The sequence below is a fragment of the Citrobacter sp. KTE151 genome, from assembly GCF_000398845.1.
GTDB lineage: Bacteria > Pseudomonadota > Gammaproteobacteria > Enterobacterales > Enterobacteriaceae > Citrobacter > Citrobacter braakii.
Window position 1 is genome coordinate 82,689 of sequence record NZ_KB976059.1, and the last position, 16,324, is coordinate 99,012.

18 protein-coding genes and 1 pseudogene are annotated in these 16,324 nt (G+C 53.3%); 8 read left to right on the top strand and 11 right to left on the bottom strand.

All coding sequences use genetic code 11. From position 1 onward, the window contains the following. Nucleotides 1-23: 23 nt before the first annotated feature. From fecR to rclA, 4 genes are all read right to left on the bottom strand, one after another. A complete protein-coding gene (fecR, locus tag WC7_RS23810; RefSeq protein ID WP_004118237.1) occupies nucleotides 24-977 on the bottom strand; it encodes a ferric citrate uptake sigma factor regulator FecR in 954 nt (317 codons plus the stop codon). Continuing rightward, entirely contained in the window at nucleotides 974-1,495 is a 522-nt protein-coding gene (gene fecI / locus WC7_RS23805; RefSeq protein ID WP_016151347.1) for an RNA polymerase sigma factor FecI, read from the bottom strand. The genes fecR and fecI overlap by 4 nt, the downstream gene beginning before the upstream one ends. 370 nt (nucleotides 1,496-1,865) lie before the next feature. Continuing rightward, a protein-coding gene (locus WC7_RS0124235) for an IS1-like element IS1A family transposase (RefSeq protein ID WP_229297609.1) occupies nucleotides 1,866-2,563 on the bottom strand; the annotation gives its coding sequence in 2 pieces (ribosomal slippage) (nucleotides 1,866-2,314 and nucleotides 2,314-2,563; 699 coding nt in all). Nucleotides 2,564-2,740: 177 nt separating this feature from the next. Further along, nucleotides 2,741-4,066, bottom strand: coding sequence for a reactive chlorine resistance oxidoreductase RclA (rclA, locus tag WC7_RS23800; RefSeq protein ID WP_007896426.1), 1,326 nt, complete (start codon nucleotides 4,064-4,066; stop codon nucleotides 2,741-2,743). A gap of 153 nt (nucleotides 4,067-4,219) precedes the next feature. Here rclA and WC7_RS23795 point away from each other — a divergent pair, with 153 nt between their 5' ends. Together WC7_RS23795 and WC7_RS0124240 are read left to right on the top strand one after the other, a co-directional pair. Then, a complete protein-coding gene (locus WC7_RS23795) occupies nucleotides 4,220-5,188 on the top strand; it encodes an IS5 family transposase (protein WP_016151349.1) in 969 nt (322 codons plus the stop codon). Between the two features lie 59 nt (nucleotides 5,189-5,247). Further along, nucleotides 5,248-5,406 (top strand): annotated as a pseudogene (locus WC7_RS0124240) (aquaporin); the annotation flags it as partial. Nucleotides 5,407-5,455: 49 nt separating this feature from the next. Here WC7_RS0124240 and WC7_RS23790 read toward each other — a convergent pair. Continuing rightward, nucleotides 5,456-5,953, bottom strand: a complete 498-nt coding sequence (locus tag WC7_RS23790) for a GNAT family N-acetyltransferase (protein WP_007871777.1) — start codon at nucleotides 5,951-5,953, stop codon at nucleotides 5,456-5,458. Between the two features lie 331 nt (nucleotides 5,954-6,284). Between WC7_RS23790 and WC7_RS23785 the strand changes: the two genes are divergently transcribed. The 6 genes from WC7_RS23785 (at nucleotide 6,285) to WC7_RS23760 (ending at nucleotide 10,639) form a co-directional block, all read left to right on the top strand. Further along, a complete protein-coding gene (locus WC7_RS23785) occupies nucleotides 6,285-6,611 on the top strand; it encodes an ArsR/SmtB family transcription factor (RefSeq protein ID WP_016151350.1) in 327 nt (108 codons plus the stop codon). Continuing rightward, the gene (gene arsH, locus WC7_RS23780) at nucleotides 6,608-7,321 is read left to right on the top strand and encodes an arsenical resistance protein ArsH (RefSeq protein ID WP_016151351.1); all 714 of its coding nucleotides are present in this window, start codon (nucleotides 6,608-6,610) and stop codon (nucleotides 7,319-7,321) included. Before WC7_RS23785 ends, arsH begins: the two co-directional genes overlap by 4 nt. A gap of 8 nt (nucleotides 7,322-7,329) precedes the next feature. After that, nucleotides 7,330-7,875, top strand: coding sequence for a sigma-70 family RNA polymerase sigma factor (locus tag WC7_RS23775; RefSeq protein WP_016151352.1), 546 nt, complete (start codon nucleotides 7,330-7,332; stop codon nucleotides 7,873-7,875). A 75-nt stretch (nucleotides 7,876-7,950) separates the two neighbouring features. After that, entirely contained in the window at nucleotides 7,951-8,313 is a 363-nt protein-coding gene (locus tag WC7_RS23770; RefSeq protein WP_016151353.1) for an arsenic metallochaperone ArsD family protein, read from the top strand. A gap of 18 nt (nucleotides 8,314-8,331) precedes the next feature. Further along, a complete protein-coding gene (gene arsA, locus WC7_RS23765) occupies nucleotides 8,332-10,089 on the top strand; it encodes an arsenical pump-driving ATPase (RefSeq protein WP_016151354.1) in 1,758 nt (585 codons plus the stop codon). A 121-nt stretch (nucleotides 10,090-10,210) separates the two neighbouring features. Then, complete coding sequence (locus WC7_RS23760; protein ID WP_004206671.1) at nucleotides 10,211-10,639, top strand: GNAT family N-acetyltransferase; 429 nt, start codon at nucleotides 10,211-10,213, stop codon at nucleotides 10,637-10,639. A 32-nt stretch (nucleotides 10,640-10,671) separates the two neighbouring features. On the opposite strand, the gene arsC is transcribed toward WC7_RS23760, so the two are convergent. From arsC to WC7_RS23730, 6 genes are all read right to left on the bottom strand, one after another. Next, on the bottom strand, nucleotides 10,672-11,097 hold the full coding sequence (gene arsC / locus WC7_RS23755) for a glutaredoxin-dependent arsenate reductase (protein WP_007779002.1): 426 nt from the start codon (nucleotides 11,095-11,097) through the stop codon (nucleotides 10,672-10,674). A 12-nt stretch (nucleotides 11,098-11,109) separates the two neighbouring features. Then, nucleotides 11,110-12,399, bottom strand: coding sequence for an arsenite efflux transporter membrane subunit ArsB (arsB, locus tag WC7_RS23750; protein ID WP_016151355.1), 1,290 nt, complete (start codon nucleotides 12,397-12,399; stop codon nucleotides 11,110-11,112). A 47-nt stretch (nucleotides 12,400-12,446) separates the two neighbouring features. Beyond that, nucleotides 12,447-14,198, bottom strand: a complete 1,752-nt coding sequence (gene arsA / locus WC7_RS23745) for an arsenite efflux transporter ATPase subunit ArsA (RefSeq protein WP_016151356.1) — start codon at nucleotides 14,196-14,198, stop codon at nucleotides 12,447-12,449. Between the two features lie 17 nt (nucleotides 14,199-14,215). Continuing rightward, the gene (gene arsD, locus WC7_RS23740) at nucleotides 14,216-14,578 is read right to left on the bottom strand and encodes an arsenite efflux transporter metallochaperone ArsD (RefSeq protein ID WP_004206665.1); all 363 of its coding nucleotides are present in this window, start codon (nucleotides 14,576-14,578) and stop codon (nucleotides 14,216-14,218) included. A 51-nt stretch (nucleotides 14,579-14,629) separates the two neighbouring features. Further along, the gene (gene arsR / locus WC7_RS23735; protein ID WP_004206664.1) at nucleotides 14,630-14,980 is read right to left on the bottom strand and encodes an As(III)-sensing metalloregulatory transcriptional repressor ArsR; all 351 of its coding nucleotides are present in this window, start codon (nucleotides 14,978-14,980) and stop codon (nucleotides 14,630-14,632) included. 355 nt (nucleotides 14,981-15,335) lie between these two features. Continuing rightward, nucleotides 15,336-16,310 carry a GGDEF domain-containing protein gene (locus WC7_RS23730; protein ID WP_004213565.1) on the bottom strand — a complete coding sequence of 325 codons (975 nt, stop codon included), beginning with the start codon at nucleotides 16,308-16,310 and terminating at the stop codon, nucleotides 15,336-15,338. Between the last annotated feature and the right edge of the window lie 14 nt (nucleotides 16,311-16,324).

Consider the following 16,324-nt stretch of genomic DNA (forward strand, 5'->3'; position numbering starts at 1 on the left):
AATCGAAATGAGAATTATTTTTCTTACAGCGGTGAAATGTTTATCCAGTACCGCGTAATAGACTGAATTTTAACGGGAAGCGTTTGAGCGATAACGTTCAGGATCGCATCGGTATTTTTCAGCGGGAACGTCCCGCTCAGGCGCAGCCCGGCAACGGCGGGATCGCAGCGCAGCACGCCGTTGCGGTAACGGCTTAGCGTGGCTATCACCTCACCCAGCGGTTTATCGCTGAAGCTCAGGATGCCCTTCGTCCAGCTTGTACTCTCGTCATCCAGCGGTTTCACTGCGCCAAACTCAGAGGCGCTGAACTGCAGGCTTTCACCAGCGTTCACGATGCGTTTTTGCGCGGGGGCACTGGCGAGAAGCACTTCCACGGCGTGCTGCTGCACGTCAAGCTGCGTGAAATTATCCTGCTGGCGGACGGTAAATTCTGTCCCTAAAGCGGTGAGTTGGCCCTGACGGGTCAGGACGCGGAAGGGGCGTTGCTGCGCATCTTTCGCGGTAGTAATGGCGATTTCACCGTACCAGAGCCGGACGGTGCGCTGATGCGCATCAAAACGCACATCCGCCGCGCTTTGGGTATTCAGCGTGAGCAGGGAGCCATCTTCCAGTTGCTGACGGCTGACTGCGCCTTTGGCGGTGCGGTAATCTGCCCGCAGACCTTCGCCGGTTTCCGACTGCCAGAGTTGCCAGCCTCCGCCAGCGCCGAGCAACAGCAGTAATCCTTTCATCACGTGACGGCGGGTGAGGCGGGTATCGTGCAGCGCCCGGCTGGCAACGTCGCCAGGCACACCGCCAAGCTGGTTGCGCAGGTTTTCAACCTGCTGCCAGGCCCACTGGTTATCCTGATCCTGTTCATACCACTGTTGCCAGCGCGCTTCCTGTTGTGGGCTGACGCGCTCGCCGCTTAGCACGGCATACCAGTGGGAAGCTGAACGCAGCGCCTGACGGCGGGAATCGGTTAACGAAGGATTCATAACCCATGCTCCAGACGAAACAGCAGGCAGTGCTCGACGGCTTTCGCCACGTATTTTTTCACGGAGCTGACGGAAACACCGAGTTTGTGCGCAATCTCGCTGTATGTCAGGCCATCCAGTTGCGAAAGCAGAAACGCTTCACGTGTTTTTCCGTTTAGCCCGTCCAGCATGCTGTCGACGAGTTGTAGGGTCTCGAGCTGGCTTTCGCGTTCCTCAGGTGAAGGCGCTACCCCCTCCGGCATAAGCGCCAGCATCTCCAGATACGCTTTTTCCAGCGCGTTTCGGCGAAACAGGTCCACCATCACGCGTTTGGCGATAGTGCACAGGAAAGAGCGAGGATCGCGGATCGTCGAGAGCGTTTCGCTGCTCATTACCCGCAAAAAAGTGTCCTGGGCAATGTCATCTGCATCAAAGGCAGACTGGAGTTTGCGCGTCAGCCAACTTTTCAACCAGCCGTGATGGGTGCCATAAAGCGACTCGAACGTTAAGGAAGCTGTGGAAGTGGCACGGTCAGACATGCGGAGTGCATCAAAAGTTAATTATCACGTAGCCATATTAATATGAGAATGGTTATCATTACAATTGGAAATAAAATTGTTTCCAATAAACATTTTTAACATGTTGTTTTTCTAAGTGTTATAAGGTAGGTATAAAATGGGATGGATCCTCTGCTTCTGGCATCTGTCGGTCAGAATGACATCATGATGTGGTCTGCTATTATTGACATCCTCCCCGCCCTTTAGGGCGGGGAGGATGTCAACTATGAGTGTTGCCTGAAATGTCGCCAGCCCCCGGTACAGCAGAAGTATCTCGGGCTTTCTGCGTTTGCTCCTGGTGGGTATGGCCCCCGCAAGCGGGGGTTATTGCTAACTGGGTAATGACTCAAAATTATTGATAGTGTTTTATGTTCAGATAATGCCCGATGACTTTGTCATGCAGCTCCACCGATTTTGTGAGCGACAGCGACTTCCGTCCCAGCCGTGCCAGGTGCTGCCTCAGATTCAGGTTATGCCGCTCAATTCGCTGCGTATATCGCTTGCTGATTACGTGCAGCTTTCCCTTCAGGCGGGATTCATACAGCGGCCAGCCATCCGTCATCCATATCACCACGTCAAAGGGTGACAGCAGGCTCATAAGACGCCCCAGCGTCGCCATAGTGCGTTCACCGAATACGTGCGCAACAACCGTCTTCCGGAGCCTGTCATACGCGTAAAACAGCCAGCGCTGGCGCGATTTAGCCCCGACATAGCCCCACTGTTCGTCCATTTCCGCGCAGACGATGACGTCACTGCCCGGCTGTATGCGCGAGGTTACCGACTGCGGCCTGAGTTTTTTAAGTGACGTAAAATCGTGTTGAGGCCAACGCCCATAATGCGGGCGGTTGCCCGGCATCCAACGCCATTCATGGCCATATCAATGATTTTCTGGTGCGTACCGGGTTGAGAAGCGGTGTAAGTGAACTGCAGTTGCCATGTTTTACGGCAGTGAGAGCAGAGATAGCGCTGATGTCCGGCGGTGCTTTTGCCGTTACGCACCACCCCGTCAGTAGCTGAACAGGAGGGACAGCTGATAGAAACAGAAGCCACTGGAGCACCTCAAAAACACCATCATACACTAAATCATTAAGTTGGCAGCATCACCGATTTTTTAAACATATAAAATACCATCAATGAAGTGATTAAGAAGTTATAGAGTAACAGAGAATTAATAAGATTCTTTTCTCTGAGACGCCAGAATATTTGTTCTGGCGTCTGATTTTGAGTTTATTTGACTAATGAAAATAGATCATTGAGTGATTCGCTCATCGACGGATGAGTAAATATCTGATCGCGTAATATGCTATAAGGCAGCCCGGCATCCATCACCATTTTCACTATATTGATCATCTCGTGGGAGTCAATACACAGCAGTGATGCCCCTAATATACGTTGGGTTTTATTATCAACAATCGCTTTTAATACCCCACGGGTATCGTTCATCACTCTGGCGCGCGGAATTGCAGCTACAGGCAATGTCACCACCTGAATATCAGCACCACTCTCTCTGGCTTGTTCTTCTGTCATACCAACCCTGGACAGGGGCGGTGTCATAAATACGGAATAAGGCACATTTTTCCGATCATCAGTACTACGTTTGCCTTCACCCAGTAACTCATCACGTACAATGCGGTAATCATCCAGTGATATGTAAGTAAATTGCAGCCCGCCGGTAACATCTCCCATCGCCCAAATATTGTCTGCGGTGGTATGTAATCGCTTGTCAACGACAATTGCCCCGCGCTCGTTTACTGCGATACCGGCATTTTCTGGATGTAACGAAGCGGTAGCCGGTTGACGACCGGAAGCTATTAACAGTGCATCCACCGCCAGTTGGGCGTGCTCGCTATGCACTTGCACTTGATTTTCATGGTGACTGATTCGCTCCACATGGGCATTGAGGATAATATCGACGCCCTGATCGCGTAAAATCGTCGCGATATTATCAGCAATATCCCGATCTTCCCGAGGCAAAAACAGCGAAGCTGCCTCTAAAATGGTTACTTTGCTGCCAAAATTAGCGAACATAGAGGCGAACTCAACGCCAATATATCCGCCGCCCAAAATACCTAAATGCCCAGGCAATTCTTTTAGATTAAGTAATCCGGTGCTGTCATATACACCAGGCGTGGTGGTAATTCCAGGAATTGGCGGAACCACGGCTTGTGCACCGGTATTAATAAAAATTTTCTCGCCATGAATCTCCAAATTTCCCTCAGGCCGATGAACACGCAGGCTATGATTATTGATAAACTCCGCCTGGCCGTCGATCACGTCGATATTGGGCATATCCGCAAGATTATGAAAATTCTTATTACGTAAAAAATTAACCACTTCATTTTTACGCTGTATGGCACGGACAAAATCTGTGTGCTGCTGTGCGTCATGAACCAATGTTTTGGTTGGGATACAGCCGATATTAATACAGGTCCCGCCATACATTGCATTTGATTGTTCGATGAGAGCCACACGCCAACCTGCTTTTGCCAGCGTGACGGCTAATGTTTTTCCAGCCTTGCCAAAACCAATAATAACTGCCTGATATTTATTCATGATGATTTCCTGTCGAAACGCGTTCATTTGACATCATGACTATAGACGCAAAAGGTGATGCTGCCAACTTACTGATTTAGTGTATGATGGTGTTTTTGAGGTGCTCCAGTGGCTTCTGTTTGGCTTTGTTGAATAAATCGAACTTTTGCTGAGTTGAAGGATCAGATCACGCATCTTCCCGACAACGCAGACCGTTCCGTGGCAAAGCAAAAGTTCAAAATCACCAACTGGCCCACCTACAATAAAGCCCTCATCAACCGTGGCTCCATAACTTTCTGGCTGGATGATGAAGCTATTCAGGCCTGGTATGAGTCGGCAACGCCTTCATCACGGGGAAGACCTCAGCGCTATTCTGATCTCGCCATCACCACCGTTCTGGTCATTAAACGCGTGTTCAGGTTGACCCTGCGGGCTGCACAGGGTTTTATTGATTCCATTTTTACACTGATGAATGTTCCGTTGCGCTGCCCGGATTACACCAGTGTCAGCAAGCGCGCAAAGTCGGTTAATGTCAGTTTCAAAACGTTCACCCGAGGTGAAATCGCGCATCTGGTGATTGATTCCACCGGGCTGAAGGTCTTTGGTGAAGGCGAATGGAAAGTCAAAAAACACGGCAAAGAACGCCGTCGTATATGGCGAAAGTTGCATCTGGCAGTTGACAGCAACACACATGAAATCATCTGTGCAGACCTGTCGCTGAACAATGTGACGGACTCAGAAGCCTTCCCGGGTCTTATCCGGCAGACTCACAGAAAAATCAGGGCAGCATCGGCAGACGGCGCTTACGACACCCGGCTCTGTCACGATGAACTGCGGCGTAAGAAAATCAGCGCGCTTATCCCGCCCCGAAAAGGTGCGGGTTACTGGCCCGGTGAATATGCAGACCGTAACCGTGCTGTTGCGAATCAGCGGCTGACCGGGAGTAATGCGCGGTGGAAATGGACAACAGATTATAACCGTCGCTCGATAGCGGAAACGGCGATGTACCGGGTAAAACAGCTGTTCGGAGGTTCACTGACACTGCGTGACTACGATGGTCAGGTTGCAGAGGCTATGGCCCTGGTACGAGCGCTGAACAAAATGACGAAAGCAGGTATGCCTGAAAGCGTGCGTATTGCCTGAAAACACAACCCGCTACGGGGGAGACTTACCCGAAATCTGATTTATTCAACAAAGCCTGGGCAAGCATGAACCCGGCCCGTAGCTTCGGGCCGGCATTGGCCATGGGATACTGGGATAATCAGTGGCTGTACTGGGCCGCTCCGCTGTCTGGCGGGCTTGCAGCTGTTGCGTGCTGCCAGCTGTTTATGCCGCAACTGAAGTCACCCTCACCGGAATAAAGTCCCTTCCAGGACAGAATGCCTCTGATGAACAGAGGCATTCTTTTTTTCAGCAACCCACTGTCCGGCTACGCCTTTCCAGAATGAGAACATCTCTCCATTTTCCGTTCATTTCACCCACTTTTTCCCGGCAGCCGACTTCCCTGAATCCCTGGCTGCGATGTAAAGCAACACTGGCCTGGTTTTCCGGAAAGATGCCAGCAAGTAGCGTCCAGAAACCCGCACCTTCCGAGCCCTTTATCAGCCCGGAGAGCAAAGCCCTGCCTGCGCCTTTTCCCTGAAAATGAGTACTGACATAAATGCTCAGCTCTGCGACACCGCGGTATGCATGCCGGCGGGAAAAAGGAGATAGCGCAGCCCATCCCACCACTCTGTTATCAACAGTGGCGACGTAGCGGCAGTCCTGAAGATGCCCTTCATTCCATTCCAGCCACTCAGGTGCTGCGGTCTGAAAGGTGGCGTTCCTTGTTGCAATTCCTTCCTGATAAATTTCCCTGACTGCACACCAGTCCTCTTCGTGCATTTTTCTAATGATGATCTCTGCCATTTCTCTGTACCGTATGTTTGCTGTATTCATAGGCAGTCAGAAAACGAGCCTGCCTGGGCTTCCCGGCGGCGGGACATAATGCGCCCGTCAGCAAAGGATGAAGGTCATTTCATTTTTAGCGGGAATCGGTTTCTACTGTGACGGATTCATATGCATTTTTCCATATATATTGTGACGTACCTCATTTCTGAGAGGTATAAACACCGATCATGTTTTCTCCATGCCGCGTAAGTGTAAGGCCCCGGAGATGGAGTCATATTATGGACGTGGTTGCGCTCACTATATATTTCTATTATTCTGGAAATATAGAAGTAAAATTACGAGGAATGGGATGGAGCTGAAAATCGCCGCGATGGTGCTGAAAGAACTTGGCCACACCACTCGTCTCGATATTTACAAAACACTCGTTAAGGCCGGACGTCAGGGACTGCCCGTGGGGGAACTGCAGCAACATCTCGCCATTCCGGCCTCGACCCTGAGTCATCATCTTTCATCACTGATATCCGTCTCACTGGTTCGCCAGGAAAGGCAGGGGAGAACACTGTTCTGCCACGCCTGTTATGACAACCTTGCTGCATTGATTGCCTTTCTGACAGAAGAGTGCTGTGCAGACGAATATGCCCCGCCTGGTTTTATGTCACCACCGGAGACAAAATGATTGCTGAACTGAAAAATGTTGTTCCTGAGCTGTTTGATACAGGTCTCACCGGGGTCCGCCTGGGTGTAAAGACAGTTGACCATCCTCCCCGGATCCTGATGTTGTACGGTTCCGTTCGAGAGCGGTCCTACAGCCGTCTGGCCACCGAAGAGGCTGCCCGGCTTCTTACCGCCATGGGTGCGGATGTCCGCATCTTTAATCCTTCCGGTCTCCCTCTGCCGGATGATGCAGCGGATACGCACCCCAGGGTTATGGAACTTCGCGAAATGGTGCGCTGGTCTGAAGGGATGGTATGGTGCTCTCCTGAACGTCATGGTGCGATGACCGGCATTATGAAAGCCCAGATTGACTGGATACCACTATCAGAGAGCGCAGTACGCCCTTCTCAGGGAAAAACCCTGGCCGTCATGCAGGTCTGCGGAGGCTCCCAGTCTTTCAATGCGGTAAACCAGATGCGTATTCTTGGCCGCTGGATGCGAATGATCACTATACCTAATCAATCCTCGGTAGCGAAAGCCTGGCAGGAGTTTGATGAAGACGGACGGATGAAACCATCCCCGTACTACGACCGTATTGTGGATGTAATGGAAGAGCTGATGAAGTTTACCCTGCTGACCCGGGAGTATGCAGCGTATCTCGTCGATCGCTACAGTGAACGTAAAGAGTCGGCAGAAGCACTTTCCCGGCGGGTGAATCAGAGCAAAATCTGAGGGCTGGTATGAGTGATGTAACGGCATTCAACAACTGCATGAGCGTGTTCTGGCAACAGCATGAAGCAGAGCTCTCCCGTTTTCTGGCATCAAGGACAGGCGATCGGGAGCAGGCAGCCGATCTGCTTCAGGAAGTCTTCCTGCGCGCCCGGGCCTGTGCAGACCGCTTCTGTGAAATGGAGAACCCGCGGGCCTGGCTGTACCGGACGGCGAGGAATCTGCTGACGGATGAGTACCGTGCCGCCAGAGACGTCGTGGTGCTGGAAGACGAGATCCCGCTGCCTGACGCCTTCCATGATGCGGTTTCAACGCTGGAGATTTGCCTGCCTGAAACCCTGCAGGCCTTACCTGACGAGGAAAGATGGCTGATAGAAGAGGCCGATCTGAACCGGCGTCCCCAGCAGCGCCTGGCCGACGAGCTGGGGATCACGCTGACGGCGTTTAAGTCGCGCCTGCTTCGCGCCCGGAAACATCTGAAGGAGACGATGACGGAACTCTGCCAGGTGGAAGCGGATGATGCGTCTTCCGTCTGCTGCCATAAAAAAATGGATTAACCGCGCATCTTTTTCCCGCCTCACTCGTTTACCTCAGTGTAAAGCCCCATCATTCAACACTGAGGTAAACAGTCCATGTCAAAAATTGAGATCTTTGAAGCCGCAGGCTGCTGTGCGACCAGCAGCGTCGTGGTCAGCGATGAAGCCGTCAAATGGAACTCCAGCGCCGAATGGGCGAAAAAGCATGGTGTGAATATTCAGCTTTACAGCCTGGCAAAGAACCCGCAGCAGTTCCTGAATACGCCCGTCATCAGGGCCTTCCTGAACACGTCAGGAATGGAGTCCCTTCCCGCTACCCTGCTTGACGGCCAGCTGGTGATGGCGGGCAAGCTCCCGTCCCGGGAAGATATCGCCCGCTGGGCCGGTATTTCCCTCACGCAGGACTGGAATGAAGACAGCACGCAGCCGCGCTGCTGCAGCATTCCCCGTATGCCTTAATCCCGGAGGAGCTCAACAATGACGATGCCATTTTTACAGAATATCCCCCCGTTTATCTTCTTCACCGGCAAAGGCGGCGTGGGGAAAACCTCTCTGGCCTGCGCGACGGCGGTATGGCTGGCTGACCAGGGCCGGAGAACGCTTCTGGTCAGTACCGATCCGGCCTCCAATGTCGGTCAGGTCTTCAGCCAGACTGTGGGCCACCGGATCACTGGTATCCGCACCGTGGAAAACCTTGCGGCAATGGAAGTTGACCCGATGGCGGCCGCGCAGGCTTACCGCGATCGCGTGCTCGATCCTGTTCGTGAACTGATGCCTGCCGATGTCATCAGCAGCATTGAAGAACAGCTTTCCGGTTCATGTACCACGGAGATCGCGGCATTTGATGAATTTACCGCACTGCTGACCAGTCATGAACTGCGCGAAAAATATGATCATATCGTCTTTGATACTGCACCAACCGGACACACCATCCGTATGCTTGAGCTGCCGGGCGCCTGGAGCGGGTATCTCGATGCACATCCTGATGCTGCGGCGAACCTCGGCCCTCTGGTAGGGCTGGAGAAACAACAGGACCAGTACGCTGACGCAGTGAAAGCCCTCTCTGATACGGCACTCACGCGACTGGTTCTGGTTGCCCGCGCCCAGGCGTCGACCCTGAAAGAGGTCTCCCATACCCACGAGGAGCTGTCGGCTATCGGTCTGCAGCATCAGCACCTTGCCATCAATGGCGTGCTGCCTCCCTTTGCCGGTGAACGGGATCCGCTGGCGCACAGTATTCTGGCGCGGGAGGAACGGGCCTTACGGGCCATGCCTGAAAACCTCGCGCATCTTCCCCGGTCGATGCTGTATCTGAAGCCTTTTAATCTGGTTGGTCTGGACGCCCTGAGGGCGCTGTTTACAGAGAGCACACCTGTTCTGCCGGATCCGGGAGCCACGCTCACGACGGTCGATTTACCGGAGCTTGCCTCCCTGGTGGAGGACCTCAGCCGGGCGGGAAAAGGGCTGGTCATGACAATGGGAAAAGGGGGCGTGGGAAAAACCACGGTGGCGGCTGCGGTCGCGGTCTCGCTGGCCAGACGCGGTCATAAAGTCCACCTGACCACCTCCGATCCGGCAGCCAACCTGTCTTACACCCTGGATGGCTCGCTGCCAGGCCTTCAGGTTAGCCGTATCGATCCAAAGGCAGAGACTGAGCGCTATCGTCGCTTTGTGCTGGAAAATCAGGGAAAAGGGCTGGATGCGGAGGGACTGGCGGTACTGGAGGAAGATCTCCGTTCCCCCTGCACCGAAGAGATTGCCGTGTTTCAGGCATTCTCCCGGATCATCAAAGAGGCCAACGACCATTTTGTCATTATGGACACTGCGCCCACCGGGCATACGCTGCTGTTGCTGGATGCAACCGGGGCCTATCACCGGGAAATGGTGCGCCAGATGGGGCATGCTCACGATCACGTGATAACGCCAATGATGCAGCTGCAGGATCCGGAGAAGACCAGAGTCATTATCGTGACGCTTGCCGAAACCACGCCGGTACTGGAAGCGGCCGGGCTGCAGCAGGACTTACGCCGGGCCGGGATTGACCCCTGGGCGTGGGTCATCAATAACAGCCTCGCGGCCGCGAAGCCGTCCTCCCCGTTCCTGGTCACCCGTGCCCGTCGCGAACTGCCGCTGATCGACGACGTTGCCGGGCATTATGCACAGCGCATTGCCCTGACGCCACTGCTGAAGGACGACCCGGTAGGCGTGGACCTGCTGGCTGAAATGGCGGGCTGACAGGTGGGGCGACGCCCCACCTCCACTTAAAACATTTCCTTATACAGGTCATAAGATGAAGCGCTTAATCTGCCGTCGCGAATTCCGGTAGTGTGTCAGTCAACGTCACAGGAGTCATACAATGCACATTATCAATGCTGAAGAGCAGCACATTCCCGCCATACGCCGTATTTACGCCCATCATGTCCTGCACGGCACAGGCAGCTTCGAGACGGCCCCCCCGAACACGCAGGAAATGCTTGCCCGGGTGAAAAACGTTCAGTCACGTGGATTTCCCTGGTATATCGCCCTGCAGGGGGGCGGAAAAGCCTTACTCGATCATGCCTTAACATGGGCCCGGTCTCAGGGATACCGCCAGATGATAGCGGTTGTGGGGGACTGTGCGAACGTCGCGTCTGTAGCGCTGCATCTTCGCTCCGGATTTACTGAAATCGGCACGCTGAAGGACATCGGTTTCAAGCATGGCCGCTGGCTGGACACGGTGTTGCTGCAGTGTCAGCTGGGAAAAGGGAGCTGTACGCTGCCGGACAGTCCGGTACCCGGACGCTGAGGCAGGAGAAAGGGGGCATCGCCCCCTTTCGGTTATTTCAGCCGTTTCCCTGCCTCATCTACTACTTTCTCGCCGTCTTCCTTAGCAAATGCGCCTTTTTGCGCATCCGGAAGAATATCCAGTACCACTTCGGAAGGGCGGCACAGACGCGTTCCCAACGGTGTCACCACAATCGGACGGTTAATCAGGATCGGATGCTGAAGCATAAAATCGATTAACTGATCGTCAGTAAACTTATCTTCCGCAAGCCCCAGCTCTTCATAAGGCTCGACGTTTTTGCGCAGCAAAGCCCGGACTGAAATGCCCATATCTGCAATGAGTTTGACCAGCTCATCGCGTGACGGTGGATTTTCAAGGTAATGAATAACGGTCGGTTCATTACCACTGTTGCGGATCATCTCCAGCGTATTACGCGACGTGCCGCAGGCCGGATTGTGATAAATGGTGATGTTGCTCATATCAGTATCTCATTACAAAGTGAAAGAGAGACGTAGCGCCAGCGCTGCCAGCGTTACAAACAGCACAGGCAGAGTCATAACGATCCCGGTGCGGAAATAGTATCCCCAGGTGATGGTCATATTCTTCTGTGTAAGGACATGCAGCCAGAGCAGCGTTGCCAGGCTACCAATAGGTGTAATTTTAGGTCCCAGATCGCAGCCAATCACGTTGGCGTAGATCATCGCTTCTTTGATAACGCCTGTTGCGGTGCTTCCATCGATAGAAAGAGCGCCAACCAGCACGGTAGGCATGTTGTTCATGATGGAAGACAGGAAGGCCGTCAGGAAGCCAGTACCCAGCGTCGCAGCCCAGAGTCCTTTATCCGCCAGTACATTCAGCACACCTGAAAGGTATTCGGTTAGCCCGGCGTTGCGCAGACCGTAGACCACCAGGTACATCCCCAATGAGAAGATGACGATCTGCCATGGCGCGCCGCGCAGCACTTTGCCAGTGTTAATGGCATGGCCTCGTTTAGCTACTGCAAACAGGATCACAGCGCCAACAGCCGCAATCGCGCTAACGGGAATACCGAGCGGCTCAAGGACAAAGAACCCAACCAGCAGAAGTATTAAAACTATCCAGCCGGTTCTGAAGGTTGCCAGATCTTTAATCGCTTTTGCCGGTGCTTTCAGAAGAGACAGGTCGTAAGTCGGTGGGATATCCTTGCGGAAGAACAGATGCAGCATAACCAGCGTGGCAACAATGGCTGCAATATCCACCGGCACCATTACCGACGCATACTCGGTGAAGCCCAGTCCAAAGAAGTCTGCAGAAACGATGTTAACCAGGTTGGACACGATAAGCGGCAGGCTGGATGTATCGGCAATAAACCCTGCAGCCATGACGAATGCCAGTGTCGTGCCTTTGCTGAACCCTAATGCCAGCAGCATGGCGATGACTATCGGCGTCAGAATAAGTGCCGCACCATCGTTGGCAAACAGTGCCGCCACCGCTGCACCAAGCAGAACGATATACGTAAAGAGCAAACGGCCACGACCGTTACCCCAGCGCGAAACATGCAATGCCGCCCATTCGAAAAAGCCGGACTCATCAAGCAGCAGGCTGATAATAATTACGGCAATAAAGGTCGCCGTCGCGTTCCAGACGATATTCCACACCACCGGAATATCGCCCACATGCACAACGCCAGATATCAGAGCCAGTCCCGCGCCCAGCATTGCACTCCAGCCGATCCCTAATCCCTTTGGTTGCCAGATAACCAAAACAATGGTCAGGACAAAAATAGCGCCGGCCAGTAACATAAAACCTCCTGACAGGGCGACTTTGTCGCCCTGTATATGTCAAAAAATTAGCTCATCAACTCTCTGAGCTTTTCAATACCGGCGGGCTCTGACGCCAGCACCGGAACAAGCGCTATACGGTCAGCATGCTGATCCTTAACAGCCTCAATCTGAGGCAATTCCTGATGAGCACGCTGACAAAGCAACGGAGAACGCGTATCCGCAATGGAAAGGCTGTTATTGATAATCCAGCCCCACGGATGAATCCCCGCTCTTTCAAGGTCAGCCTGCAGGTTTGCCGCTTCCAGGACCGGTGTGGTTTCAGGAAGCGTAACCAGCAGAACTTTGGTTCTATCCGGGTCCTGAAGCTGCATCATGGGGGTAGTAAAATGACCTTTACTCCCCATTTTTTTGGCAATCTCTCGGTGGTAAGCCCCGGTCGCATCCAGCAACAGCAGCGTGTGTCCGGTAGGGGCGGTATCCATGACAACAAAGCGCTTACCCGCTTCACGAATTACACGGGAGAAGGCCTGAAACACGGCAATTTCTTCTGTACAGGGAGAGCGTAAATCCTCTTCCAGTAACCGTTTCCCTGCTTCGTCCAGATCTCTTCCCTTCGTCTCAAGAACATGCTGGCGATAGCGTTCGGTTTCATCGTGAGGGTTGATGCGGCTGACCTGCAGGTTTTTGAGGCTGCCGTTCAGCGTTGTACTCAGGTGCGCAGCAGGATCAGAGGTCGTGAGATGCACGTCAAATCCCATGTCTGCCAGCCTGACGGCGATGGCAGCAGCCATCGTGGTTTTCCCTACACCACCTTTGCCCATCAGCATAATCAGGCCGTGTTCACTGCGAGCGATATCATCGACCAGGCCAGAGAGAGATAAGTTTTCAGGCGTGTACAGGATATTCGTTACCGGGAGCGGTAATGCCTCAGAACGGGTATCCAGCAGTCCCTTCAATGCTGAAACACCAACCATATTGACTGGCTGGAGTAACAGGGTATCTGTCGGTAGCTCAGATAAACCGGCAGGAAGATTTGCCAGTGCCTCCTGCTCACGTTGCCATATCGCCGCGGCCAGGGCGTCATGTTCAGCTTCGGCTTCAGGCAGCACACCATTAATCACCAGATATTGATTTTTCAGGCCAATCTCAGCCAGTTCCTCATGAGTGCGGGCGACTTCCTGCAGTGTAGAATTTTGCAGTCGTGCAACCAGAACCAGGCGGGTACGTTCAGGATCGGACAAAGCCTCTACCGCATGAGCATACTGCTCACGCTGCTTTTCCAGCCCGGCCATTGGGCCAAGACAGGAAGCACCATCTGGATTACTTTCAATGAAGCTACTCCAGGCACCGGGAAGCTGGAGCAGACGAATCGTGTGGCCCGTCGGCGCTGTATCAAAAATGATGTGATCAAAGCGGGTCAGCAGGGAAGCGTCTGTTAGTAAGCCCGTGAATTCATCGAACGCAGCAATCTCAGTCGTACAGGCTCCTGAAAGCTGCTCGCTGATACTGTTAACAACGTCATCAGGCAAAAGACCTTTGATAGGATCAACGATTCTGGCCCGATATTGCCGGGCGGCTTCCTGCGGGTCAATCTCCAGTGCGGAAAGTGCAGGAACTGCTGTCACAGGGCGAATCGTGTTACCGATAGCCTGATCGAATACCTGACCAACATTGGAGGCCGGGTCGGTACTGACCAGCAAAACCCGCTTACCCTGTTCGGCAAGGCGGATAGCCGTCGCGCAGGAAATGGAAGTTTTTCCTACACCTCCCTTGCCAGTAAAAAACAGGTAAGGCGGGATATTCTGTAAGAATTTCATATGTCCTCCTGACATATTCAGCAACAGGAAGTATTACCACCACAGCAACTGGTGGGAGCTAACCCTACCTTCTCCAGCGGAATACCGAACCAGCGAGCCAGCTCAGCGCGTTTTGGGTATCGCCCAGCCATCACCGTTTCGCCGTCCAGCAACAGCAGCGGAAGCCCTTCTGCGCCGGATGCGTCGAGGAAGGATTTCGCTTTCTCATTGTGAACAAAGCTCATGGGCTGCTGCGCCAGGTTGTAACGTTCAACCTGTACACCACGTTCTTTCAGCCACTGCACATCAGCAGAAAAATCAACCAGAACCTGATCGACATCTGAACCACATACACCGGTACTGCAGCACATTGCCGGGTCAAACACCGTTAACGTCTTCATTCTGAATACCTCATACATTCGAAAAAACACATATGTTCAGGCAAATTTTTTTTAGATGCAAACAGCCTTACCGCTACCAGAGCAGTTTGCCGATGCCAGCTTACGGGCGATGGCCTGTACGTCGTCCTGTTGGCTTAACCAGGCCTGCTCAATCACCTGAGCAGCCCAGGAAGGAATATGCGGGGATAAGCGATAATGAACCCATTTCCCCTGCTTGCGATCCAGCAATAGACCGCTTTCCCGGAGCATTGCCAGATGACGGGAAATCTTGGGCTGGGACTCATCCAACGCCGTGCAGAAATCGCAGACGCACAGTTCTCCCATCTCCCTGAGCAGCAGGACAATACCCAGACGGGTTTCATCGGACAGGTTTTTGAAAAGCTTAAGGGCTGTAAGGGTCATTATTCCTCCTGTTCGGTTGCGTAAAGCATACGCCCGGAGACAAAAAAAACAACCATACATTCGGAAAATCGAATGTGTGAAAGTGTCAGATGACGCTGTCACGCTGGTATACGTCCGTTACTTTCCGGGGAAAATACATGTGTGTTACAGAGATCCGACTTTACCTTTTTTCGGATCTCAGAAGTGGAGAAGAGGAATTATTGCAGCATGGACACAAAAAACGAGTAATTGTTGCGATGAGTGGACTATTGCACCATGAGCAAATATAAATGACTTTATGCGTCCTGCGGTTAAATATATTGTTCATGCCGTCCGGCTGAACCCCGGGTCAGGGGATCAGCCGGGAAGGAGAACGTCACGGTTCTGTTTTCCGCGACAGGGTCTTTCTTTTTTTCTTCAGGTACATCACTTCGTCACATTTACCGATCATCTCCGCCAGTGTCGTATAATGGTCTGCGTTATTGATCAGTTCGCCAAAGGAATAATTGATGTTGTAGGGCTTGCCCGAGGTGTCATTGTAATGATCGAGACTGGCACTCAGCGCGTGCAGATAAGACTGAGTGTTACCGTTTCGCCGGATCAGGGCGGCAAACTCATCCCCGCCGAGGCGGCCTGCTATTTCACCCGGTTCAAGGTGCTGATGTAAAAAGCCGGCAAAGATCTTCAGCACCTCGTCACCTTCCGCGTGTCCCCAGAGATCGTTAACCGGTTTGAACCTGTCCAGATCGAAATAGATGAGGCTGAACGACGCATCCTGCCGGTTCATTGCGCGGAAGAGTTTTTCGCCGGCGCGGTAAAACCCGCGCCGGTTGGGAATGCCCGTCAGGCTGTCCGTCATGGCCATGCTGATGGCCTCGAATTCGTCCTCCACGATACAGGCCAGGTCCCGGAGGGACGCAATGTCCTCATCCGTGAAGGCGCGGGGAACGGTGTGGATCAGGCACAGCGTGCCGGCCACCGTGCCGTCCGGCAGGCTCACCGGCTGGCCGGCGTAGAACCGGATGTGTGGCTCACCGGTAACCAGGGGATTATCGTGAAATCGCGCATCGGCAGCCGCATCGTGAATGATAAAAGGCCCTTCCTGCAGAATGGCGTGCCCGCAGAACGAAATATCACGTGGAGTTTCGCGCACGCCGACGCCCTGGCAGGCGAGGAGCCACTGGCGCTCGCGATCCAGCAGGCTTATCAGGGCCACCGGGACCTGAAAGGCTTTGCGGGCCAGCCGCGTCAGGCGTTCAAAACGCTCATCGTCACGGGTATCAAGAAGGCCGGTAATATACAGGGACTTCAGCCTCTGTTCTTCATTCTCCGGTATACCGGGTGCCTGCATGTAATCTCCTAGTA

What these genes read in the sequence shown, in the direction of transcription:
- arsD (WP_004206665.1), bottom strand. Translation starts at nt 14,578, where the DNA reads ATGAAGACGTTAACGGTGTTTGACCCGGCAATGTGCTGCAGTACCGGT.
- arsA (WP_016151354.1), top strand. Translation starts at nt 8,332, where the DNA reads ATGACGATGCCATTTTTACAGAATATCCCCCCGTTTATCTTCTTCACC.
- arsB (WP_016151355.1), bottom strand. Translation starts at nt 12,399, where the DNA reads ATGTTACTGGCCGGCGCTATTTTTGTCCTGACCATTGTTTTGGTTATC.
- arsR (WP_004206664.1), bottom strand. Translation starts at nt 14,980, where the DNA reads ATGACCCTTACAGCCCTTAAGCTTTTCAAAAACCTGTCCGATGAAACC.
- WC7_RS23730 (WP_004213565.1), bottom strand. Translation starts at nt 16,310, where the DNA reads ATGCAGGCACCCGGTATACCGGAGAATGAAGAACAGAGGCTGAAGTCC.
- fecI (WP_016151347.1), bottom strand. Translation starts at nt 1,495, where the DNA reads ATGTCTGACCGTGCCACTTCCACAGCTTCCTTAACGTTCGAGTCGCTT.
- WC7_RS23760 (WP_004206671.1), top strand. Translation starts at nt 10,211, where the DNA reads ATGCACATTATCAATGCTGAAGAGCAGCACATTCCCGCCATACGCCGT.
- WC7_RS23785 (WP_016151350.1), top strand. Translation starts at nt 6,285, where the DNA reads ATGGAGCTGAAAATCGCCGCGATGGTGCTGAAAGAACTTGGCCACACC.
- rclA (WP_007896426.1), bottom strand. Translation starts at nt 4,066, where the DNA reads ATGAATAAATATCAGGCAGTTATTATTGGTTTTGGCAAGGCTGGAAAA.
- WC7_RS23775 (WP_016151352.1), top strand. Translation starts at nt 7,330, where the DNA reads ATGAGTGATGTAACGGCATTCAACAACTGCATGAGCGTGTTCTGGCAA.
- arsA (WP_016151356.1), bottom strand. Translation starts at nt 14,198, where the DNA reads ATGAAATTCTTACAGAATATCCCGCCTTACCTGTTTTTTACTGGCAAG.
- fecR (WP_004118237.1), bottom strand. Translation starts at nt 977, where the DNA reads ATGAATCCTTCGTTAACCGATTCCCGCCGTCAGGCGCTGCGTTCAGCT.
- WC7_RS23770 (WP_016151353.1), top strand. Translation starts at nt 7,951, where the DNA reads ATGTCAAAAATTGAGATCTTTGAAGCCGCAGGCTGCTGTGCGACCAGC.
- WC7_RS23790 (WP_007871777.1), bottom strand. Translation starts at nt 5,953, where the DNA reads ATGGCAGAGATCATCATTAGAAAAATGCACGAAGAGGACTGGTGTGCA.
- arsC (WP_007779002.1), bottom strand. Translation starts at nt 11,097, where the DNA reads ATGAGCAACATCACCATTTATCACAATCCGGCCTGCGGCACGTCGCGT.
- arsH (WP_016151351.1), top strand. Translation starts at nt 6,608, where the DNA reads ATGATTGCTGAACTGAAAAATGTTGTTCCTGAGCTGTTTGATACAGGT.